This window comes from Actinospica robiniae DSM 44927, assembly GCF_000504285.1.
Classification (GTDB): domain Bacteria; phylum Actinomycetota; class Actinomycetes; order Streptomycetales; family Catenulisporaceae; genus Actinospica; species Actinospica robiniae.
This window is the reverse complement of sequence record NZ_KI632511.1, coordinates 3219429-3241049: the sequence shown is the minus strand read 5'-3', so window position 1 is coordinate 3241049 and position 21621 is coordinate 3219429. Positions and strand designations below refer to the sequence as shown.

16 protein-coding genes and 1 pseudogene are annotated in these 21621 nt (G+C 69.0%); 10 read left to right on the top strand and 7 right to left on the bottom strand.

Going from position 1 to position 21621, the window contains the following annotated elements; translation table 11 throughout:
* Positions 1 to 6: 6 nt before the first annotated feature.
* From ACTRO_RS13885 to ACTRO_RS13870, 4 genes are all read right to left on the bottom strand, one after another.
* On the bottom strand, positions 7 to 2748 hold the full coding sequence (locus ACTRO_RS13885) for a DEAD/DEAH box helicase family protein (protein ID WP_034263522.1): 2742 nt from the start codon (positions 2746 to 2748) through the stop codon (positions 7 to 9).
* A gap of 90 nt (positions 2749 to 2838) precedes the next feature.
* Complete coding sequence (locus tag ACTRO_RS13880) at positions 2839 to 4428, bottom strand: glycoside hydrolase family 27 protein (protein ID WP_034274778.1); 1590 nt, start codon at positions 4426 to 4428, stop codon at positions 2839 to 2841.
* Positions 4429 to 5102: 674 nt separating this feature from the next.
* The gene (locus tag ACTRO_RS13875) at positions 5103 to 6701 is read right to left on the bottom strand and encodes an HNH endonuclease (RefSeq protein WP_034263521.1); all 1599 of its coding nucleotides are present in this window, start codon (positions 6699 to 6701) and stop codon (positions 5103 to 5105) included.
* Between the two features lie 915 nt (positions 6702 to 7616).
* Entirely contained in the window at positions 7617 to 8105 is a 489-nt protein-coding gene (locus ACTRO_RS13870) for an ester cyclase (RefSeq protein WP_084316245.1), read from the bottom strand.
* A 201-nt stretch (positions 8106 to 8306) separates the two neighbouring features.
* On the opposite strand from ACTRO_RS13870, the gene ACTRO_RS13865 reads away from it, so the two are divergent.
* Positions 8307 to 8822: a TetR/AcrR family transcriptional regulator gene (locus ACTRO_RS13865; protein WP_084316244.1), complete on the top strand. Its 516-nt coding sequence runs from the start codon at positions 8307 to 8309 to the stop codon at positions 8820 to 8822.
* A 16-nt stretch (positions 8823 to 8838) separates the two neighbouring features.
* Here the strand turns inward: ACTRO_RS13865 and ACTRO_RS13860 are convergent, their stop codons facing one another.
* The gene (locus ACTRO_RS13860) at positions 8839 to 9855 is read right to left on the bottom strand and encodes a LacI family DNA-binding transcriptional regulator (protein ID WP_034263520.1); all 1017 of its coding nucleotides are present in this window, start codon (positions 9853 to 9855) and stop codon (positions 8839 to 8841) included.
* A gap of 471 nt (positions 9856 to 10326) precedes the next feature.
* Between ACTRO_RS13860 and ACTRO_RS13855 the strand changes: the two genes are divergently transcribed.
* The 6 genes from ACTRO_RS13855 (at position 10327) to ACTRO_RS13830 (ending at position 19027) form a co-directional block, all read left to right on the top strand.
* Positions 10327 to 11937 carry a ricin-type beta-trefoil lectin domain protein gene (locus ACTRO_RS13855; protein ID WP_034274772.1) on the top strand — a complete coding sequence of 537 codons (1611 nt, stop codon included), beginning with the start codon at positions 10327 to 10329 and terminating at the stop codon, positions 11935 to 11937.
* Between the two features lie 445 nt (positions 11938 to 12382).
* Positions 12383 to 13717 carry an ABC transporter substrate-binding protein gene (locus tag ACTRO_RS13850; RefSeq protein WP_157436170.1) on the top strand — a complete coding sequence of 445 codons (1335 nt, stop codon included), beginning with the start codon at positions 12383 to 12385 and terminating at the stop codon, positions 13715 to 13717.
* 2 nt (positions 13718 to 13719) lie between these two features.
* A complete protein-coding gene (locus ACTRO_RS13845; protein ID WP_211244237.1) occupies positions 13720 to 14706 on the top strand; it encodes a carbohydrate ABC transporter permease in 987 nt (328 codons plus the stop codon).
* Complete coding sequence (locus tag ACTRO_RS13840) at positions 14703 to 15635, top strand: carbohydrate ABC transporter permease (protein WP_034263519.1); 933 nt, start codon at positions 14703 to 14705, stop codon at positions 15633 to 15635. The genes ACTRO_RS13845 and ACTRO_RS13840 overlap by 4 nt, the downstream gene beginning before the upstream one ends.
* Positions 15636 to 15728: 93 nt before the next feature.
* Entirely contained in the window at positions 15729 to 17834 is a 2106-nt protein-coding gene (locus ACTRO_RS13835) for a glycoside hydrolase family 2 protein (RefSeq protein ID WP_034263518.1), read from the top strand.
* Between the two features lie 338 nt (positions 17835 to 18172).
* Positions 18173 to 19027: an SAM-dependent methyltransferase gene (locus tag ACTRO_RS13830; protein WP_051450803.1), complete on the top strand. Its 855-nt coding sequence runs from the start codon at positions 18173 to 18175 to the stop codon at positions 19025 to 19027.
* 1 nt (position 19028) lies between these two features.
* On the opposite strand, the gene ACTRO_RS13825 is transcribed toward ACTRO_RS13830, so the two are convergent.
* Positions 19029 to 19886, bottom strand: coding sequence for an arylamine N-acetyltransferase family protein (locus ACTRO_RS13825; protein WP_211244236.1), 858 nt, complete (start codon positions 19884 to 19886; stop codon positions 19029 to 19031).
* A gap of 16 nt (positions 19887 to 19902) precedes the next feature.
* Here ACTRO_RS13825 and ACTRO_RS13820 point away from each other — a divergent pair, with 16 nt between their 5' ends.
* Positions 19903 to 20295, top strand: coding sequence for a helix-turn-helix domain-containing protein (locus ACTRO_RS13820; protein ID WP_034263515.1), 393 nt, complete (start codon positions 19903 to 19905; stop codon positions 20293 to 20295).
* A gap of 57 nt (positions 20296 to 20352) precedes the next feature.
* Positions 20353 to 20769, top strand: a complete 417-nt coding sequence (locus ACTRO_RS13815; protein ID WP_034263514.1) for a VOC family protein — start codon at positions 20353 to 20355, stop codon at positions 20767 to 20769.
* A 130-nt stretch (positions 20770 to 20899) separates the two neighbouring features.
* Here ACTRO_RS13815 and ACTRO_RS13810 read toward each other — a convergent pair.
* Positions 20900 to 21142, bottom strand: a pseudogene (locus tag ACTRO_RS13810) (LysR family transcriptional regulator); the annotation flags it as partial.
* A gap of 82 nt (positions 21143 to 21224) precedes the next feature.
* Between ACTRO_RS13810 and ACTRO_RS13805 the strand changes: the two are divergent.
* Positions 21225 to 21587, top strand: coding sequence for a DoxX family protein (locus ACTRO_RS13805; RefSeq protein ID WP_034263510.1), 363 nt, complete (start codon positions 21225 to 21227; stop codon positions 21585 to 21587).
* Positions 21588 to 21621: the final 34 nt, after the last annotated feature.

Here is a 21621-nt window from a genome sequence, read left to right as displayed (position 1 = left end):
TCGCGCTCAGCTCCAGGCGACCCGCAACGCTGTGGTCGCCTCGAGCGGGCTCGCGCCGCGGTGGGTGACGAGGATGCCCTCGCCCTCCGGCGAGGACGCGGCGACCGGGCGGCCGGCGCAGATGTGCCGGTTCCAGGCCGCCGTGAAAGCCTCGACCCGCCGCGCGCTGCGGGCGAACACCGCCGGCACGGCGTGGTAGACCACTGCGTTGCCCGGCGCCGAGCCGAGCAGCCAGGCGCGCACGACGGCTCGGCGCTCCCGGCCCGCCGCGGGCAGACTGGCCAGGTGGTAGCGCGGCATCAGCCACCGCGGCTCGGCGATCGGGCCGGCCAGTTCGTCCAGCGCCTGGACGAACGCCAGCGACGTGGCCGGATCCACGCCGCTCAGCTGCAGCCGGTAGGTCCCGCTCGGCTCGACCACCGCGTCCAGCGCCTCGGCCCCGACGGGCGAGATGCCGCACTGCTTCAGCGCATCCGCGACGGCACCGCCGAGCGACGCGATCGGCGGCTCGCCCGCAGCCTCAGCCAGCAGCCGGGCCGCGCGTCCGGGCGTAAGCCACAGCAGCATCCGGCTTCGCCCGCTCAGAGCGGCGCCGCTCGGGCCCGGAAGCGCGCGGCGGACAGGAATCGTCTCGCCGGTCGTCGTTCGCAACGGCGCGCGGCGTGCCGTCACCCGGATCGTGTGGACCAGTTCATCGGTGTACGGCTCGCCGATCGACCAGTCGCGCCGCGTATCGACGCGTTGTCCGGCCCGCAGCAGCATCGCGACGTTGGAGGCGTCGAAGACTGCTGATTCCGGCGGTCCGTACGGCGAGAAAGCCGGGTCCACGTGGCCGATCCCGGAGACGATCTCACCCGCGGCCCTGACCGCCAGATGGCCCTCGTGCTTGCGGACGAACCGGTGCCAGTCCGCGGCGCCCTTCGGATGGCCCTCTGCCACGCACACGACCGTCCAGTTGTTCGTGACCTTCTCCGGCCACGAAGGATCCAGCCGCAGGCCCCGTCCGCGCATCTGCACTACCGACCCGGTCGTGGTCGCGGTGGTCAGATCGACGACCACGTTCACGCCGTGCGCATCCCAGCCTTCGCCCAGCAGCGCGCGCGTCCCCACCAGCACGCGGGTGTGGCCGGCCTCGAAGAACCTCGTCGCCAACGCGACCCAGGTGCGCGAACTCCAGGCCCCGCGCAGATGCGCGAGACCGTCCCGGAGCTCGACGTCGAGGGCCAGCGCCGAATCTTGCTCATGCGCCCACCGAGCGAACGCGGCAGCGGTCTCCGGTGCGGCCGCGACCGTACGGCCGGTCACCAGAATCGGTGCGAGGTCCGCCGTGCGTTCGTCCTCGACGAGCTGGCGTAGCACGTGCACGGCCCCGCCCGTCTCCGGCTTGAGCACGTCCGCAAGGCTGGCGGAGACCGTGGCCGTAGCGGACTCGAAGTCGCAAAGAATCAGGGCTCTGAGAGCTGGGCCGAGCTCGCCCGCTTCCACGGCGAGGATCTCGATAGTGCTGTGGGTCTTGGCGTCGCTGCGAGCGAGCACGCGATCTACCGGCGAAGACGCCGCACGCACGCCGTTGGTCGTGAGCCGGTACCCGATCGACGGCAGCGCGGCCCGAATCGCGGCCACCGCTGCGGCGTCCTGCGGATCCGCGGAACGGCTCAGGCAGTTGCCGACGTAGTCGTCGAGCAGCGTCACCCAGTCCTCCGCGGACGGCTCGCGCCGATGTTCCTCGCGCACGCGCGATCCGGGCGGCAGCGAGAGCAGACCGACGTGGTGCATACGCAGCGCGGCCGCGGCGAGGGCCGGCTCCTGCTGCTCGAGACGGCTCCACGGCACGGTTCCGGCTTCGACCGCCACCTCGCCGCCGGTCGCCGCGGCCCGCTCGATGAACCGTGTGTCGCACCACGCCAGGAACCCGGTCGAGGCGAACTCCGGATCCATCAGGCCACTGCGAAACTCGACGAAACGCTCGGCCTGCCCCCGGATGTAGTCGGCCTCGACCGGCGTGGGCGGGGTCAGGAACGCCAGCTCGGCGAAGGGGGCCAGATAGCCCTGCCGCACGACGGCGGGCAGGCTCGCGCCGCGCAGCGGTGCTCCGAAAAGCCGTTCCACCAGCTGCGCCTGGGTGTGAGTGAGTGTCTCCGGCGGCGTCGCGGTCAGACCAAGCACTGCCGCGTCGTCGAGTTCGTCCAACAGCTCGACGACCAGCCGGCCCCAGACCTCCAGCAGGTGATGGCATTCGTCGAGCACGATCGTCAGCGGCCCGACGGAGTGCATCGCGGCGACCAGCGCGCGGCCGTTCTCGTGCAGTTGCTCCAGCAGCGGCCCGGTCGATTTCACCCCGCGACCGCCGTGCTCGTCATCGAAGACCGCGAGCGACTGATAGGTCAGCACCGTCACGGGATGCCGCAGGTCGCGCTCCGTCCCCACCTCCAGCAGGGGGACGGTGCCGTTGGCAGGATCCTGATCCGACGCCGCGAACCGCTGCCAGGTGCGCACCCACTGGCCCTGGATCGCCGTGTTCGGAACCAACACCACGATCCGGCGTCCCAGCCGCCGCGCCGACTCCAAGCCTACGAGCGTCTTACCCGCGCCCGGCGGCAGCACGGCCCAGCAACGTGACCGTCCCGCCGCGAACACCGCATCGACCTGGGCCAGCGTCTCGCTTTGATATGCGCGGAAGCCCTCCGGCCAGACGGTGGCGGCGAAACGGGAACTGGAGTGCCGTACGTCGGCCGAGCGTGGGGACATGGTTCGAAACCCTACGCCAGATGTACGACGGAGCAGAGTGCGTCCCGCCGGGTGGGCGGCGGGACGCACGCGGTGCTGTTCAGGGTTGGGTCACAGCGTCCACTGCTGGTTGCTGCCGCCGTTGCACGTCCACAGCTCGACGAGCGTGCCGTCACCCGTGTCGCCGCCGGTGACGTCCAGGCACAATCCCGATTGCACGCCGGTGATGGTGCCGTTCGAGTTCAGTACCCACTGCTGGTTCGCCCCGCCGTTGCAAGGCCAGATCTCGACCTTCGTTCCGGCCGTGGTCTGGTTGTTGTAGGCGTCCAAGCACATCTGGCTGCTGCCGCTGTAGACCGTGAGCTGCTTGGAAGCGGTCTGCGTCCAGATCTGGTTCGCGCCGCCGTTGCAATCCCAGATCTCGAGCTGGGTGCCCGCGGTCGTGGTGTTGTTGTTCACGTCGAGGCACTTGCCGGCGCCTACCGCGTTGACCTCGCCGGTCGGATACACGGTCGCGCCGCTGCCACCGGAGACGCGGTAGACGACGGTGCCGTGGGCGGGCACCGACGCGCTGATCGCGCCCGAGGTAGTGGATGAGGCGCCGGTCCACTGGTTGACGAGACCATAACTCGACGCACCGGACTTGCCTACGGCCGCGGCCGTGGTCGAGATGGTCGCGCTCGAACCGGTCTCGTTGAACAGCGCGACAGCGACATCGCCATTCGCCAAAGGCTTGGCGATCACGTCCAAGCCGCCGGATGCGGCGACTTCGACCCCTTGCTTGCCGGCGGAGTCCTGGTCGATGGCGATCAGGTTCTTGTTGGTCAGGGTGGAGAGCGTGGCGCTGCTCGCGCCCGCGATGTTCGTGCCGGAGATCAGCGCCGCGGCCATCAGCGCCCAGAGGCTGAACTCGCTCTGGTCCTCGGTGGCGGACATCCCGTTGCCGATCTCCAGCATGTCCGGGTCGTTCCAGTGCCCCGGCCCGGCGTACGACGCCAGCGCGACGTTCTGGTGGAAGTTCGAGAGCATGCTGGAGAAGCTCGCGTTGATGTCACCAGTGGTACGCCAGCTGTTGCCGTCGTTCGCACCCCAGGTCCAGACGTTCTCCTGCCCCCAGTTGCACAGGCTGAACAGGATCGAACGCCCGGTAGCGGCGAGAGCGTCGCGCATCGTCGTGTAGCGGGTCTGGGCACTGACGCCAGTGTTGTTGCAGTTGTCGTACTTGAGGTAGTCCACGCCCCAGGCAGCGAAACTGGCCGCGTCGGTGCTCTCGTGCCCAAGGCTGCCCGGGTACCCGGCGCAGGTCGCGGTGCCGGCGTCCTCGTAGATGCCGAGCTTGAGGCCGAGCGAGTGGACGTAGTCGGCGACAACCTGGATGCCGTTCTCGCCGTTGGAAGCGGCCGGGAACTTGGTCGGATCGGGCACAAGCTGGCCGGCCGAGTTGCGGCTCGAGCTCATCCAGCAGTCATCGATGTTGACGTACTGGTAGCCCGCAGCCTGCATCCCGTCGTTGTGCATGGCCAACGCGGTGGACTCGATCAGCGACGCGGAAACGTTGCAGCCATAAGCGTTCCAGTCGTTGAAGCCCATCTGTGGCGTCGTAGCCAGCCCATTGGCCAGCGCAGACGCCGGCGCAGCGGTCGCGGCAGCGAGGACGGGAGCGGCAGCGAGCGCCAGCGAGCAGACCAAGAGCAGGCGCAGCGAGCGCGCGGGGCGGGGGAAGCGGAAGGAGCGGGCGGAGCCGGGTTCTGAGTGTGGTGCGCGTGGGTGTCGCACGGTATCGACCTCCGTTGGTCGATTCGAGGGCTGGGGACGGTGGGAGCGGCCTGACGCACGCACCGCCATGTGCGTGCGGTCCTGTCTGATATGTGTAGCTCTTGAGCCTTTTACCGTCAACAGTGCTTTGAGAATCGTTGATTAGTGTTCGATCGCCGCAGCCACGCGCGGATAACAGGCCCATCCTCTGTGCGAGAGTGCAACTGGTCGGAGCGGACGTCCCGCCGACTGCTCTGCTACTGATCGATCGGCTGGTGTTTGGTTGGGCTTGCGGGCTGGCTCTTCGGTTTGGGTTTTTTGTCTCTCCGAGGGGCCCTTCGCTCGGAGAGGGGGTTGCTGGTGGGTTGGGGTTTTCCGGGTGGGTGGGTGGGGTGCGGGGTGGTTCCTCTCCTCGCTCGGTCACCGGAGGACATCAGGGACCTGTCGGGGGTGCAAGCGGCGGTGGTTTGGGTTGGTGGGGTGGTTGTCGTTGCGCCGCTTGCGCCCCCGGCAGAACCCTGATCTGGCTGCGCCTGCCCGAGCGAGGAGAGGATCCACCCCTTCCGGGCCGGGTGTGCGCTGCGCTCGGGCCGGGCGACCGGTGCGGGTTTCCGCACGGGTCAGTGGGGGTCGGGGTGGTGGAGGGTGCGGTGGTGTTCGGCGCAGAGGGAGGTGAGGTTCGTCAGGGTCGTGGCCCCGCCTTCGGAGTAGGGGGTGAGGTGGTGGGCTTCGAGGGACCAGGGGAAGGGTCGGTCGCACCCGGCGTAGGTGCAGGTGCGGTCGCGTACGGCGAGGGCGGTGCGCTGGGCGGCGCTGGCCAGGCGGGCGTGCGGGTTCTGGTCGATCGGCTGCCCGTCGAGCAGGACGGGGCGGTGGTCGCGGTCGTGGTGCAGGATCCGGTGGCGCGCGTGATCCTCCAGCCATGCCGGATCATGCAGCCGTGCGCGATCGCGCGGCCGTGCGGAATCTCGCAGTGGTGCCAGGCGGGTCGGAGGTGTGCGGACGAGAGCGGCGAGGGGGATGACGTCGTCGTAGGCGCTCAGCGCGCATCCGTCCGGGATCCGGCCGCCACGAGCGCCGCCGGAGCGCTCCTCGAGGACCGTATCCGATGCCGGATCCCGCATCACCGCGATCGTGGGGCCCATGGTGCCCGATACCGGATCCGGCAGCACTGCGGTGGCGGGGGTGGCAGTGGCCGGTGTGTGATGATGCGTGCCCGCCGCTGCGTTCGCGGCGGCCGCAACGGTGGCCGGGGGCGCTACCGGATCCTGCGTCACTGCGGTGGCGGCTGTGCCGGCGGTGGCCGCTGCCGGATTATGCATCGGCCCGGAAGTGGTCGTCGGTTCCGCGTCGGTGTCTGTGTCCGGGAGGGGGGCGGTGAAGATGACGGGCGGGGTGAAGGCTGCTTGGCGTAGGCGGGGTGGTGCGTTGAGGCAGACTTTCGCGAGGTGGTAGAAGGCGTGGGCGGTGATCTGCTCGGTGGTTTTCACGTCTTCGGGCAGGATCTGGATGCCGTCGCGGCCGTTGACGCGCATCCAGTGCGCGGTCAGGGCCTCGAGCGCGGCTTTCACGACGGCGGCCCGGGCGGGGTCGAGCAGGATCTCGAAGCGCCACAGCCCGTTCTCGAGCCTCCACGATTCCGCTTTGCTGCGCTGCCGATGCCGCTCATGATCCGACTTGGCCTTGTCCGGGTCGAGCCGGTGCTCGAGTGCCCGGACGTGTCCGGCCGCGGCGCTGACCCCGTCCTGCTTCACCAGGTGCAGGATCGCGCTGGTCGCTTCGGCGGGGTCGATGCTGGTGTCTTTGCAGGCTTTGACGGTGCGGGCCAGCAGCCGGGTGGCGTCCGCCGTGAGCTCGCCGGCGGTCAGGTGTGGGGCGAGGTCCGGGACGCAGGCGAGGAGCCGGGCGTCTCGGGCCAGGGCGCGGGCGTGACCGGTGGCATAGCCCTGCCGTGCCGCGAGCCAGGGCCCGATCCCCCCGCGCGCCGCTTTGACCCGGTCCGCCTGCGCGAGCGCCTGCAGGTGCAGGCCGTGCGCGACCTGCTCGATCCGCCCGATCGCCGCCGCCAGCTCCAGGCTCGCCGCGGCCGCCTCCCGATCCTCCGGCCCCGCCGCGGCCAAGGCCTCCAGCTGCCGGGCCACACTCGCGCGCAGCACCACGGCCATCTGCTCGAGCCCTGCCACATCCGGCACCTCTAGCGCGTCCGCGATGTCCGTCATCGACCCCACCCACTCCCCCTAGCCACCCGTGTTCAACCTGCTACCTCAAGTATAAGACAGGGTTCCGACAAAAGACGCATATACGGCCACTCGTTCCCACACGAAAGAGGACGAATAATCCGCAACCCGGCAGCCACGCCACGCGTCTACAGGCAGAAGACAAACGAGCCCGCGCCACCCGGCCGGACCCCCGGCACAATCCCGCACGCACACGCCACCCATCCGCAGCAGCACCGGACCGGGATGACGTCCCGACCGGCACAATCCCGCACGCACACGCCCACCATCCGCAGCAGCACCGACCGGCACAATCCCGCACCGGCGCCCGGCCCGAGCGCAGCGCACACCCGGCCCGGAAGGGGTGGATCCTCTCCTCGCTCGGGCAGGCGAAGCCAGATCAGGGTTCTGCCGGGGGCGCAAGCGGCGCAACGACAACCACCCCACCAGCCCAAACCACCGCCGCTTGCACCCCCGGCAGGTCCCTGATGTCCTCCGGTGACCGAGCGAGGAGAGGAACCACCCCGCACCCCACCCACCCACCCGGAAAACCCCAACCCACCAGCAACCCCCTCTCCGAGCGAAGGGCCCCTCGGAGAGACAAAAAACCCAAACCGAAGAGCCAGACCGCAAGCCCAACCAAACACCAGCCGATCGACGACCCGAGCATCAATCAGCATTAACGCCAGCGGTGAGCCTGAGACTCGCTTGTCTACACGAACAAGCCGGACGGCTGGATGAATGTGCTTGACGTTCCGGAGGGCGCGCGCGGTCTGGCTGGTCAGGAAAGGGGTGACGTCGGTCGTCTCCGGACGTCTGGCCAATTTCGAAGACGCAGCTCGTTGCGGCCCTGGCGGTCGGCGGCCGGGTCTTGGTCCGTGAGGGCCGGAGCCAGAGTGGGGTAGCGGGTTCTGGCGATCAGGCCAGTGTCCCGGCTGTCAGTTGGTGCTGCAGCGCCGCTGTGTCCAGCAGTGCCCAGTGCTCGATGATCCGACCGTTGCGTACACGGACCATGTCGAGGCCGGTGACTTCGTAGCAGCGTCCTGAATCGATGTGGGTGCCGCGGATGGTGTAGCGGTTTGTGGAGAGCTCATCGGAGCTGACGTTCTGCTCGATCGTCGCTGTGACGTCGCGCAGGCCGTCGTACATGTGCTCCCACTTCTCCGCCCACGCCGCGATTCCGATGTGATCGCCCGAGACGCCGCCGCGGTGGTCGATGACCGCAGGGTCGATGAGCGCGAGCGCCTCCTCACCTTGGCCGGCTTGCCCGAGTTCGACGATCCGTCGGTGCACCTGTGCCGCGTCGGCCTCGGACCCGGCCTCGGACCCGGCCTCGCACCCGGCCGCGGGCTCGGACTCTGCCTCGGACCTGGACTCGGCCTCGCTGGTGATTGCCCCCGTTGTCATGCTTCCTCCCACGGACGTCGCGGAAACCGGGGAACTCCCCGGTTCTGAACTACCCGTAGACTAAATGGGGATCACCCCGGTTAGCAAGGAGTCGCATACGTGCCACACCCCACAGCCGCCCACGACTCCGACCCCGCGGCACCTCGCAAAGCGGGCCCGGGCCCGCGCCCGCTGCGCGCCGATGCGCAGCGGAATCGAGAGTTGCTGATCGCTGCCGCTCGCGCGCTCTTCAGTGAACAGGGCACTGACGCCCCCCTCGACGAAGTCGCTCGTCGAGCTGGCATTGGCAATGCCACGATGTACCGGCACTTCCCCGACCGGCGCGAGCTGCTCATCGCCGTCTACACCGACGAGGTGGAGGCCCTGAGCGCCGAGGGGGCATCACTGCTCTCCGAACCCTCGTCGCCCGATGCTCTCTTCACCTGGCTGCGCGCCTTCATCACGCACGTGGCCACCAAGCGGGACCTTGCCCTCGCCATCCCCAGCGATCACGCGGGTGAGCGTTCGGCTTTGTTCGACCGCTGGCATGCGGCGATGCACGCGACCGCAGCTGCACTACTAGCACGCGCACAGGCTGAGGGCACCGTCCATGGCACGCTCGATCCCGCCGACCTGCTCGCACTCGCGAGCGGCATCGCCCTGTCCACAGCGAACGCCGCGCAAGCAGACCGCTGCCTCGCCCTTCTGCGCGAGGGCGCGACCGTGCATCAGCGATGAGTTCACGCGCTGCCGATCAGCCGGCGGTGCTCTCGCGGATCGCCAGTTCGTAGGGGGCCCACAGCTCGATCGGCTCGTCGTCGGCGCGGTCGCCGAGGCGGGCGATCAGGCGGTCGACGGCGAGCCAGGCGATGGTGGATTTGTTGGGGGAGATGGTGGTGAGTGACGGGGTGTTGTAGCGGCCGGCTTCGATGTCGTCGAATCCGACGACGGCCACGTCCTCGGGGACGCGCACGCCGCGGCTGAGCAGGGTGCGGATGGCGCCGAGGGCGAGGAGGTCGTTGTAGCAGAACACTGCGTCCGGCGGGCCTTTGGGGTGGTCCAGCAGCGCGGCCATCGCTTCGGCGCCCTCGGAGTGGTGGAAGCGGCGGTTGGTGACGATCAGCGACTCGTCCAGCTTGCGTCGGCGTGCCTCGTGCGCTTGGCGGAAGCCTGCGGTGCGCAGTTGCGCGGTCTCGCCGCTTTCCCAGGGCTGGTCGCCGATCGCGGCGACGCGGTTGCGGCCGATGTCGAACAGGTGCTCGGTGGCGGCGCGGGCGGCGGCTACGTTGTCGATGGCCACGTGGTCGTAGGTGCTGCCGGCGATGCGCTCGCCGAGCAGGACCAGGGGCCGCGAGGGGTCGCGGTGCGCGAGGTCGGCTTGGGAGAGCGCGAGCGGGCTGAGGATCACGCCGTCGAACATCGCGGCCATCGAGCCGCCCATCACGATCTCGCGCTCTCGGTCCGGCTCGCCGTCGGTCTGGTCGACGACGACGGTGTAGCCGTGCTGGCGGGCTTTGGTCACGATGGCGCGGTTGAGCTCGGCGAAGTAGGGGACGTCGAGTTCCGGCACCACCAGCGCGATCATGCCGGTGCGGCCTTGGCGCAGGTTGCGGGCCATCAGGTTCGGCTGGTAGCCGAGTTCTGCGACGGCGGCCTCGACGCGGGCGCGCCGTTCGTCGGACACCCGGGCGTATCCGTTGACCACGTTGGAGACTGTGCGGATCGAGACCCCGGCGCGCTCGGCGACGTCGCGCAGGCGAGGGGTGCTCATCTTCGGGCCTCCGAGGGGCGGGTGCGGGTTATTTCAACGATGCAGAGCATATCAGGCGGCCTTCGTGGCGGAAGGGGTGTGCGGATGCTGCTTGTCCGACGCTCGGCAACGCGGCGAAGCGCCGCGGCGGCGGGCAAGGCCGGGTCGAAGGCAGGACGAGCGAGAGGAAGTATTTGCTGTTCAGCGCAGGGATCCGGGCCGTTTCTGCGGCAGCGTCGGCGGGAGTGAAGGCGAGGTCGTGGATTTGCCTGTCGGCAAGTGGTTGTCGGGGGTTTGCGCAGTCGCTACCTTAACGGATGTCCTTCTGCAACGTTGCAGGACCCATGCACGGCCCAATCTGCAACGTTGCAGCAGTCATTCCACGAAGGAGTCTGCATGACTCGCACAGGACGTCCCTTCGACCTCCGCCCGAGACGCGGGAAACCGCGGGGTCCCGTGTCGCGCGGCAGTGCCGGGCTCGGGGCGGTGCTCATGCTCGGCCTGGCTCTGGCCGGCCTGCAGTCCGTGATGGCGGCCGCGCCGGCCGCCGCTGCCGCCACCACCGGCACGCTTTACGCCCCCAACACGAGCGTCAACGCGAGCGAGGACGCCAGCTATTCGCGGGTGATCCGCCTTGCGCACAGCTCCACCGAGAACGGGGACCTGCTGGCGACGTTCGCCCACTCGGGCGTCAACGGCACGAAGGCGAACTTCCCGATCTACAAGCCCACCGATGACGGCAAGACCTGGACCTCATCCCCGATCGGCACCGTCACCGACACTGTGCACGGCTGGGACCTGGACGGACCGACGCTCTACGAACTGCCGCGGGCCGAGGGCTCGCTGCCCGCGGGTACCCTGCTGGCGGCCGGCACGGCGTGGAACCACGGTGACTACACCCAGCAGGCCATTGAGGTCTTCTCCAGCACCGACGACGGCGTGACCTGGAGCTATCGCAGCTCGTGCGCCTCAGAGTCCGGCACGGCGAACACCCAGGGCCACGGCATCTGGGAGCCGGAGTTCGACGTGGCCTCCAATGGGAGCCTGGTCTGCTACTTCTCCGACGAGCGGCCTTCGAGTGACAGCTACAACCAGGTCCTCGCGCACGTGGTCAGCACTGACGGCGGTGCCACCTGGGGGAGCGAGGTCTACGACGTCGCGGTACAGGACGGCGTGCAGCGTCCCGGCATGGCGACTGTTGTCAATCTGCCCAACGGCAGCTACGCCATGTCCTACGAGGACTGCAAGGCCGGATACGACCCCGACGAGGCCTGCTCGGTCTACATCAAGACCTCGACGGATGGCGTGAGCTGGAACGCTTCCAGCCTCGGCACGCTGGTTCAGACGGCCGATGGAAGGCATCTGCTCCACACGCCCTATCTGGCCTGGTCTCCGATCGGCGGCGCGAATGGAACGCTGCTGATATCCGGGCAGCGGGTGGTCGCCGGGTCCGACGGATCTCTCATGGTGCAGGACGAATCCGGCACGGTGCTTCTGGCCAACACGAATCTCGGCGTCGGGTCCTGGACCGAGACGACCGCGCCGGTCAACACCAACCCGACGGGTGGCTACGACTCGGGCGAGACCTCGTGCGCGGGGTACAGTTCGCCGATCCTGCCGTCAGTGTCGGGCTCGACCATCCTGTATCTCGCCGGAACTCACATCAGCAACGGCAAGTGTGAGGTCACTTTCGGCACTGACGTGGCGCCGGGCGCTACCGGTGCCATCACGAATCCCAGCATCTCCGGTGAGTGCCTCGACGTGAACACGAACACGTCGACCGAGGGCAACGCCGTCCAGCTCTGGAACTGCGGCACCGCGACCGGCCAGCAGTGGTCGATCGAGCCGGATGGAACCATCCGTGCTTTCGGCGAGTGCCTCGACATCGACGGCAACGGCACTGCGAACTCCACCAAGGTCGAGCTGTGGCCGTGTGACAACGCCGGTGGCCAGCAGTGGCGCGAGCAGTCGAACGGCGCGCTCTACAACCCGCAGTCCGGGCGCTGTCTGGATGATCCGGCCGGTGCGACGGCCGAGGGCACGGTGCTGCAGATCTACGACTGCAACGGCCTGTGGACGCAGGACTGGTCCACGGCCGTGTAGCGGCTGCCTGTACGAAGGAAGACGAGGAAGACCGAGGAATAGCGCCCGGCTCCGCCAACCCGCCGTGTTCGGCGGGCCGGCGGAGCCGGGCTTCGTCTCGGCTGACATCAAACCGTGATGACGGGCCGTCTTGCAACGATGCACGACGCCGGGATATCGTCTTGCAACGTTGCAGTGCAACGTTGCAAGACGGCCCCCGGCCCGCGTCGGGCAGGCCGGCGGCGGGCCGGACCGCGGAACCTGATCCCCGCGGTACCGCCAGGCCCCGAAGATGAGCCAGTTAAGATCAGCCCCACACTGCGAAGAGAAAGCAGAGGTTGCGATGGCTACGTCCCACAGCGACGTCGGCAACGTCCGTCGCACAGACGGTGCGAGCCCGGCGGAGGCGAGCGCCCGCCCACGAACCGGCCGCGCTCTCCGGCGCCGGCGCATATTCGGTCTGCCGATGATAGCCGCCGCGGTGGCGCTCACCGCCACCGCCTGCGGCAGCTCGGGCCTGCCGGCCGGCGGGTCGGCCGGCAGCACCGTGGCCGCGAGCGCCACCGCCGCCGGCTGCAAGGCGGGTGCCACGGTCGTTACCTTCTGGGGTTGGTCGGCCGGATACAACCTGGTCGTCGACGAGTTCAACAAGACGCACCCGGACATCTGCGTCGAACTCGACAACGCGGGTGCCACGACCACCGAGTACACCAAGCTGACCAACGCGCTGACCGCGAAGAGCGGCACGCCGGACGTCGCGCAGATCGAGTACTTCGAACTGCCTTCGTTCGAGGTCACCAACAGCCTGGTCGACCTGACCCAGTACGGGATCAACTCGGCCAAGAGCAACGAGGCCGGCTGGGCCTGGGACCAGGTGAGCAGCGGCTCCGGCGTCTACGCGATGCCCGTCGACGCCGGCACGATGGCGCTGTACTACAACGAGAAGGAGTTCACCGCCGCCGGGATCACCACGGCCCCGACCACGTGGGCCGAGTTCGCCTCGGACGCCGCCAAGCTCAAGGCGAAGAACTCCAGCCAGGCGATCACCAACTTCGACCCGGAGAGCACCCAGGACGTGCTAGCCCTGATGCAGGAGTACGGGGCCTTCCCGTTCACCTACACCGGCGGCACGACGGTCGGCATCAACTTCACCGGCAAGGCCGAGAAGGCTTTCGCCGACTACTGGCAGGGCCTGATCGACGCCAAGGAGGCGACCACCGCCACCGACTTCTCGCAGGCGCAGTGGGACGGCTTCGACAGCGGCGCCGCCGCCTCCCGGCTCAGCCCCGCCTGGGGTCCGGTCGGCATGCAGGGCAGCATCTCCAAGACGCTCGGCGACTGGCGCGCCGCGGCGCTGCCGGAGACGACGGCCGGCGCGACGCTGCAGGGCAACTGGGGCGGCTCCACTCTCGCGGTGGTCAAGGGCTCCAAGAACGCGGCGGCCGCGGCCACCTTCGTCCAGTGGTTCGGCGGCTCGGACGACGCCTGGAAGATCCTGAGCGGCGACACCGCCGGCGCGTACCCGGCCTACACCCCGCTGCTTGACTCCGACGCGTTCCTGAACTCCACGCTGAAGATCTCCGGTGACTCCACCTACAACAAGGTGTTCGCGACCGCGGAGGGCCAGGCGAGCGGCGCCCAGTGGCCCCCGATCATGACCGCCGCGCTGACCCAGTGGACCTCCACGTTCGCCGGGGTGAGCAAGGGCTCGGAGACGATGGAGCAGGCGTTCACCACGTTCCAGTCGCAGATGGTGGCCTACGCGAAGGACCAGGGCTTCACCGTCGAGGTCGGGAGCTGACGGTGACGAGCCGTCAGAGCAACGGCGGCACGGTCGAGACGGCCGTGCCGCCCGTCCTCCGGGCCGGCCGGGCGGCCGGGCCGCACCCCGCGCCCGCCCGCGCCGCCGGACGCCGCCGCGGGCTGCCCCGGTGGCCCGGGGCGGCGTTCATCGCCCCGCACATGCTGGTGCTCGCCCTGTTCATGCTCCTGCCGATCGGCTACGCGGTCTACATGAGCCTGTACACCACGAAGCTCATCGGCGGCACCCGCTACTCCGGCCTGGCGAACTACCGCACGGTGCTGGCCTCCTCGGAGTTCTGGACCGGCGTGCGCGAGGTGCTGATCTTCGCCGCGATCCAGGTGCCGCTCACGCTGGCGCTCGCCTTCTTCTTCGCGGCGATCTTCGACGCCGGAGTGGTCAAGCACAGCCGCTTCTTGCGCACGGTGTTCTTCATGCCGTTCGCGGTGCCCGGCGTGGTCGCCGCGGTGATGTTCTCGTTCCTGCTGGAGCCGACCTTCGGGCCCTATTCGCGGGTGCTGGCGACGCTGGGCCTCGGGCACGTGGACTTCTTCTCCTCGAGCCTGATCATGCCGACGATCGTGCTGATCGTGGTGTGGGAGTGGACCGGCTACAACATGACGATCCTCTACACCTCGCTCAAGACGATCCCGCGCGAGATCACCGAGGCCGCCGTCGTCAGCGGGGCGTCGCTGCGCACGATCATCCTGCGGCTGAAACTGCCGATGGTGCGCCCGACCCTGGTGATGCTGGTGTTCATCAACACCGTGGGCGCGCTGCAGCTTTTCACCGAGCCGTCCATCATCGAGTCGTTCGAGCCGCAGGCGGTCTCCTTCGGGTTCACCCCGACGCTGTACGTCTACAACACCGCGATCGGCAGCAGCGAATACAGTCTCGGCGCCGCGGCCGCGGTCCTGCTCGCCGTCATCATCGGCCTGATCTCGCTGGCCGGGTTCGCGGTGCGCCGCAGAAACGGAGAGTTCCGATGAGCCTGCTTCGTTCCCGGCGCTCCCGCTCCGGGCGCCCCGCCGTCCGGCCCGACGAGGTCCCGGTCCGACTGTACGGCCTGAGCCGCACCACGACCTCGGTGATGACGCTGATCAGCGTGCTGTTCGCGCTGTTCATCCTGGCGCCGCTGGTCTGGCTGCTCATCGCCTCGACCAAGTCGCAGACCTACGTCTACTACAGCTCCGGATTCTGGTTCGCCGGCCCGTTCCGGCTCTTCCAGAACATCAGGGCGCTCGGCCAGGACGTCAGCGGCGCGGGCACCTACCTGACCTGGCTGTGGAACACGATGCTCTACGCCGTCCTCGGCGGGGTCGGCTCCACGATCATCTCGGCGCTGGCCGGATACGGCTTCGCCCGGTTCCGGTTCCGCGGCTCGAACGCGCTCTTCTCCGTGGTGATGTCGACCCTGCTGGTGCCGATCAGCGCCGTGGCGCTGCCGCTGTTCCTGGTCTACGCCAAGGTCGGCCTGGTCAACTCGATCTGGGGCATGATTCTGCCGAGCATGGTCTCGCCGATCGGCGTGTACCTGATGCGCTCCTACATCGACGCCTCGGTGCCGTCCGACCTGATCAACGCGGCGCGCATCGACGGCGCGGGCGAGCTGCGCATCTTCTGCCGGATCGTGCTGCCGCTGACCGTGCCCGGCCTGGTCACGGTGCTGCTGCTGACCGTGGTCGCGGTGTGGAACAACTACTTCCTGCCGTTGATCCTGTTCAGCCGCAGCAGCCTCTACCCGCTGACCGTGGGCCTGTCCGCCCTCTCCCAGGCCGCCCAGACCGGGACGCAGAGCCAGGACATACCCGTCCTGATCGCCGGTGGCCTGGTCACCGTGCTGCCGCTGATCGCCCTCTTCCTCCTGCTCGAACGCTACTTCCGCGGCGGCGCGCTGCAGGGCAGCCTCACCAGCTGACCTCGCCGGCGCCCGCCCACCTCGATCCTTCCTCCGCAGTGCGGGGCACTCCGAGTGCCCGCGCGCTCTGTCACCGACCCTGGGAGAACTCTCGTGTCATCCGTACGTCCCGAATACCCTCGGCCGCACTTCGACCGTTCGCACGCCTGGCTCAGCCTCAACGGCGAGTGGGACTTCGCGCGGGACCCGGCTGGTTCGGCCTCCCCCGAGCGGATGGCCGCCGCGGAGCAGTGGTCCGAGCGGATCGTGGTGCCGTTCGCCTGGGAGAGCGAGGCCTCGACGGTCGAGGCGCAGTGGCTCGAGCACGGCTGGTACCGGCGCTCCCTGCCGGTCCCGGCGGAGTGGGCCGGGCAGCGCGTGGTACTGCACTTCGGCGCCGTACACCACCAGGCGCGGGTCTGGGTGAACGGCGCGTTCGTCGGCGAGCACGAGGGCGGCAACACTCCGTTCGAGTTCGACGTCACCGGCGCCCTGGCTGCCGCCGCGGAGGGGACGGCGGAAGCCACTGTGCTGGTCAAGGTGTACTCGCCGGCCGACAAGCGCGAGATCGTGCACGGCAAGCAACGCAGCATCCCGCGCGACGTCTACGACATCTGCGCCTTCACCCCGAGCAGCGGTATCTGGCAGCCGGTCTGGCTCGAAGCACGTCCGGCCACCCACCTGGCCGAGGTCGCGCTCACCCCCGCGGATTCGCTCGACGCCGTCGTGGCGCGGATCGCCGTGGCCGGCCCGAACGCGAACGGCGCCCGGGTGACGGTCGAGGTCGCAGGCCGCAGTGTGCAGGCGATCGCAGAGAACGTCGATTCCTCCGACGGCGCCCGCGTCGAGGTCGCCGTGACCGTGCCGATCAGCGAACCGCGGCTGTGGAGCCCCGAAGACCCGCACCTCTACCCGGTGCGCGTGCGCCTGGAGTCGGCTGACGGCGAGGACACCGTCGGCGCCTCGACCGGACTGCGCCGGATCGAGACGCGCGGCTCGCAGATCCTGCTCAACGGGCAGCAGGTGTACCTGCGCGGCGTGCTGGATCAGGGCTACTGGCCGCGCACCGGCATCACCGCGCCGGACGACCAGGCGTTCGTCACCGACATCGAGATCGCCCGGGAAGCCGGCTTCAACCTGGTCCGCAAGCACCTCAAGCTCGAGGACCCGCGGTTCCTGTACCACGCCGACCGGCTCGGCATGCTGGTGTGGGCCGAGCCCGCCAGCACCGGTGTGTTCACCCCGGCGGCGGTGGCCCGTTTCGAGGCGCAGATCGAGCCGATGGTGCGCCGCGACGGCAACCACCCGAGCGTCGTGGTGTGGGGCCTGTACAACGAGGAGTGGGGCCTGGATTGGGACGTGGCCGCCGACCCGGCCAAGCAGGAGGCCGTGCGCCGCGCCTACGACCTGCTCAAGGCGCTCGACCCGACCCGCCCGGCGGTGGATGACTCCGGCTGGTCGCACGTGGCCACCGACCTGGTGGACTGGCACATCTACGACGAGACCCCGCGTGGCTGGGCGGAGAAGGTCAGGGCTCTGCTTGAGCGCAACGAGGCGACCTTCCCGGTGGGCCTCGGCCCGGACTGGGTGGTCGACAAGCATCTGATGGCCGAGGTCGGCGCAGGCGCCCCGGCCGACGTGCCGAACCTCAACAGCGAGTTCGGCGGCGGCATCACCAGCGTCGAGCGCGGCTGGAATCTGCGTTGGCAGACTCAGGAACTGCGCCGCTACGACCAGCTCTCCGGTTACGTGTGGACCGAGCTGTACGACATCGAGCACGAGACCGCCGGCATCTACTCCTTCGACCGCAAGCTCAAGGACACCGGCGCCAATCCGCCCGCGCTGACGAACGCAGTCACGGTCCTGATTCCCGAGGTCGAGCCGCTCGCGCCGGGCCGCGACCTGGTCGCGGGCAGGGGCGGCGAGATCGCGTTCGTCGTGCGGGTCTCGCACCACGGTGACGAGCCGGTCGAGGGGTACGTGCTTCCGGTCTGGAGCGCGCCGTTCGCGCTGGATGCGGAGCGCGACGCCGTGGCCGGTTCCGCCGACGAGCCGGCCGCGACGGAGTCGGTGAAGGCGCAGCCGTTCCGGCTGAGCGAGCCGGTCCGCGTTTGCACGTCCCTGCCCGCGGGCGCCGTCTCGGCGCGCCTGCACCTGCTGTTCGTCGCCGCGGGCCGTGTCGTGGGCCGCACGCTGCTGGACGTGACGTCCTCGCGCTGACAGGACTCGTACATTCAAGCAATGCTCTGAGTCAGGGTGCTGCTGAACCCGCCCGGCCGTGTACCCTCGGCCGGGCGGGCCGTCGTCTACCTGCGCTTCCGCGCCTCCTCAAGCCCATGTCCGCTAAAAGTCCGCTTCCGCGGTGAGATGCCGGTCGGCCGACCGGACGTTTAGGACGGTCAGGGAACTGCGAGGCTCGCGGATGCTGATCCGTCACGCGACTCGCACCTCACATCGATTTACTATTCCGGCACGGCGGCCTACGCTGAGTTACCGCGCGTCCACACGGGAGCGTCGAGCCGCCGGAAGATCTCGCCTGCGAAGGAGAGTCGGTTTTCATGTCGGACAGTCCAGAGGTTGCCGTTTCTCCCCTCGTCGCGGAGCCGAAGCCACCGGTCGGGGTGGACCCCACGCGGGCGAGCATCGCCAGGGTCTACGACGCCTTCCTTAACGGCAAGGACAACTACGCCATCGACCGCGCGGTCCTCGCGCAGGTGCAAGAGCACATGCCGACAGCGCAGGAACTGGCCTTCGAGAACCGCGGCTTCCTCACCCGGGCCTGCCGGTTCCTGGTCCTGGAGGCCAAGATCGACCAGTTCCTCGACCTCGGCTCCGGCCTGCCCACGGCCGAGAACGTGCACCAGGTGGTGCAGCGCATCAACTCGGAAGCCGAAGTCGTGTACGTGGACAACGACCCGGTGGTGCTCGCGCACGGCCGCGCGCTGCTCGAAGCGAACGAGCACTGCCGCTTCATCGCGGAGGACATCTTCGAGCCGAAGGCCATCCTGTCCAACGAGGTGATCACGCGTAAGATCGACTTCACCCGTCCGCTCGCGCTCGTGCAGAGCGGTACCCTGCACCACTACTCGGGCCCGAAGGACCGTCCCGCGCAGATCATGCGCGAGTACATCGAGGCGCTCCCTTCCGGCTCCTTCGTCGTGCTCTCCCACTTCTTCGACCCGGAGAACGAGTACAGCTCCACCGCGCGCGACGCCGAGCAGGCCTTCCTGCACAGCCCGATGGGATCCGGCACCTTCCGCACCCAGGCCCAGCTCCTCGAGCTGTTCGCGGGGCTCGAGCTCGTCGAGCCCGGCCTGGTCCGCTGCGCCGACTGGTGGCCGGACGGCCCCCGGCTGCGGCCGCTCACCGCAGCGCAGCGGTGCATCGCGGGCGCGGTCGGTCGCAAGCCGTGATCTAAGACGCGCTCTCGACGAAGTACTGCGGCACGTCGATGCCGAACTCCGTGCGCAGCAGGCGAATCAGTTCCGCGCGGTCCTCGATCTCGCGGACCGCGCGGGTGCCGTCGACGTGCCGCTCGGTCAGGGTTTTGCCGGTCAACTCGAGGTGGCGCTCGGGGCTGTTGTGCTGGATGAACGGCGCCAGCTTGAACGGCGAGCGCGGGAACGTCGAGGTGTACCAGTTGAGCATCTGGTAGTCGACCGGCAGGAACGTCTCCTCGGTGAACATGTACTGATTCACCCACTCGCCGTCCGTGTGAGCCTGCAGCGTCCAGGTCGGTAGCGGATTCGGGCCGGTCTCGCGCACAAGGCGGTGGCGGCGCGGCTCGTCCCGCAGTTCGGCGTCGGCGATCAGCGGGATCGGCGCGAGGAGGCAGCCCACGGTGCCGAAGCCGACGTCGGTCAGGTAGGGCTGGGGCTCGTCGTCGAAGTGGACGAGGAGCATCGTGTGCGAACGCGGCCGCACCGCGTCGCCCCGCGCGCCGTACAACACGCGCCCGGAGTGCAGGCTCACCGTGTAGCCGAGCTCGCGCAGCACCGCCGCGAACAGCAGGTTGTGCTCGTAGCAGTAGCCGCCGCGGCCTCCGGAAACCAGCTTCGCGGCGAGATCGTCGAGTTCGAGCGAGGCGCACGGCCACTGACGGGGTCGAGGTTCTCGAACGGGATGGAGAAGACGTGCGCACGCGTCAACGTGGCGAGCGTCTGCCTCGTGGCGGGGTAGTCTTCGCGACCCGGCTTGAGGCCGACCCGCGCCAGATACGCATCCACGTCGAACGTCATGGTTCGAGTATAGGCGGACGTATGGGCTGCTCATGTAGTGTGATCACGAGATGAACCGTGCCGTGGAGGAGACCAACCGTCGCATGCTGCGCGCCCGCGACGCGATGGATCGGGACTACGCCGAGCCGTTGGACGTGCCCGCGCTGGCCCAGATCGCGCACGTCTCCCCGCGCCACTTCATCCGCGTCTTCCGTGCCACGTTCGGTGAGACGCCGCACCGCTACCTGCAGCGTCGGCGGGTGGAGCGGGCCATGTTCCTGCTGCGGTCGTGCGACCGGAGCGTGACCGAGATCTGCATGGAGGTCGGCTTCACCAGCCTGGGGACCTTCAGCCGCACGTTCCGGGAGATCGTCGGCGAGTCTCCGTCCGACTACCGCCGGCGCGGGCCGCTGCCGGAGGTGCCGACCTGTTTCGCGATGGCCTGGATGCGGCCGCGGGGCTGAGCCGTTTGGCGCTTTCGGATAAGCACCAGGCCGGGTCCGCGCACTACCGTTGCTGACATGTTCACTTCGATCAACATTTCGCAGATCTACGTGCTCGACCAGGACGAGGCGCTGGACTTCTACGTCGGCAAGCTCGGCCTCGAGGTCAACACCGACGCCGATCTCGGCTTCATGCGGTGGCTCACCGTTCAGGTGCCCGGTCGGCCCGACCGCGCGATCCTGCTGGAGAAGCCCGGCCCGCCGCGGCTGGACGAGGCGACCGCGGACCAGGTCCGGGAGCTGCTCACCAAGGGCGCGATGGGCGGCTCGCTGTTCTTCACCACCGACGACTGCCGCAAGACCTACGAGACCTTGCTGGCCAAGGGCGTCGAGTTCACCGACGAGCTGACCGAACGCGACTACGGGACCGACTGCGGCCTGCGCGACCCCTTCGGCAACAGCATCCGCTTCACCCAGCTGAGCTCTGCCGGCTGACGGGACGAATCCGGCTCAGACAGTGGCCCGGGCTGCGGCGTGCTCCGCGAAGACGTTCGCGAGCAGCCGCAGCAGCGCGGCGTTGAACTCCTCGGCATCACCGGCGTCGTCTACGGCGTGATCGAGGGCGGCGGAACCGGTGCCGATCGGCCTGCGCGAGCAGCGCGCGGGCCTCGTCGAGCATCGTCGCACCCGCCGGAGTGAGGGCGACACCGGCCGGGGAGCGTTGCAGCAGCACCGCGCCGACCTCGATCTCGAGTCGCTTGATCGCGCGGCTCAGCGGCGGCTGGCTCATCCGCAGCCGCACAGCCGCCCGCCCGAAGTGCAGCTCCTCGGCCACGGCCACGAAGTAGCGCAGCGTACGCAGCTCCATGAGCAGTCACGATACCCCAGGGGTATCAGGCTGCCGGAAGAAGTGTTGGACGGCGGTGCGGGCGAGCCGGTGCAATGGCGCCATGCATATCGCGTTCTGGATCGTCGCCGGCGTGCTGGCCTTGTTCTATCTCTACGGCGGCGGGATCAAACTGATCCAGAGCCGGGAGCAACTGCTGCCGATGATGGCGTGGGTCGACACCACGCCGATGCGGGCCGTGCGCGCCATCGGAGCGGTCGAGGTGCTGGGCGCGATCGGCCTGATCCTGCCGCCGCTGACCGGCATCGCCCCGTGGCTCGCCCTCGCCGCGGCTGTCGGCTTCGTGCTCCTGCAGATCCTCGCCACGCGCGTCCATCTGCGCCGTGGCGACCGCCAGATCGCCCTCAACCTCGGCCTCGTCCTGCTGGCCGCCGCCACGGTCTGGCTGGCGACGATCTGGCTCTGACTGCTGACGGGTCCGTCGTCAGACTTCCGCCAGC

Bases quoted from the DNA above. Each gene is read 5' to 3' on its own strand.
- ACTRO_RS13885 (WP_034263522.1), bottom strand. From the start codon at position 2,748: ATGTCCCCACGCTCGGCCGACGTACGGCACTCCAGTTCCCGTTTCGCC.
- ACTRO_RS13875 (WP_034263521.1), bottom strand. From the start codon at position 6,701: ATGACGGACATCGCGGACGCGCTAGAGGTGCCGGATGTGGCAGGGCTC.
- ACTRO_RS13870 (WP_084316245.1), bottom strand. From the start codon at position 8,105: ATGACAACGGGGGCAATCACCAGCGAGGCCGAGTCCAGGTCCGAGGCA.
- ACTRO_RS13860 (WP_034263520.1), bottom strand. From the start codon at position 9,855: ATGAGCACCCCTCGCCTGCGCGACGTCGCCGAGCGCGCCGGGGTCTCG.
- ACTRO_RS13855 (WP_034274772.1), top strand. From the start codon at position 10,327: ATGCTCGGCCTGGCTCTGGCCGGCCTGCAGTCCGTGATGGCGGCCGCG.
- ACTRO_RS13850 (WP_157436170.1), top strand. From the start codon at position 12,383: ATGATAGCCGCCGCGGTGGCGCTCACCGCCACCGCCTGCGGCAGCTCG.
- ACTRO_RS13840 (WP_034263519.1), top strand. From the start codon at position 14,703: ATGAGCCTGCTTCGTTCCCGGCGCTCCCGCTCCGGGCGCCCCGCCGTC.
- ACTRO_RS13830 (WP_051450803.1), top strand. From the start codon at position 18,173: ATGTCGGACAGTCCAGAGGTTGCCGTTTCTCCCCTCGTCGCGGAGCCG.
- ACTRO_RS13825 (WP_211244236.1), bottom strand. From the start codon at position 19,886: ATGAGCAGCCCATACGTCCGCCTATACTCGAACCATGACGTTCGACGT.
- ACTRO_RS13820 (WP_034263515.1), top strand. From the start codon at position 19,903: ATGAACCGTGCCGTGGAGGAGACCAACCGTCGCATGCTGCGCGCCCGC.
- ACTRO_RS13815 (WP_034263514.1), top strand. From the start codon at position 20,353: ATGTTCACTTCGATCAACATTTCGCAGATCTACGTGCTCGACCAGGAC.
- ACTRO_RS13805 (WP_034263510.1), top strand. From the start codon at position 21,225: ATGCATATCGCGTTCTGGATCGTCGCCGGCGTGCTGGCCTTGTTCTAT.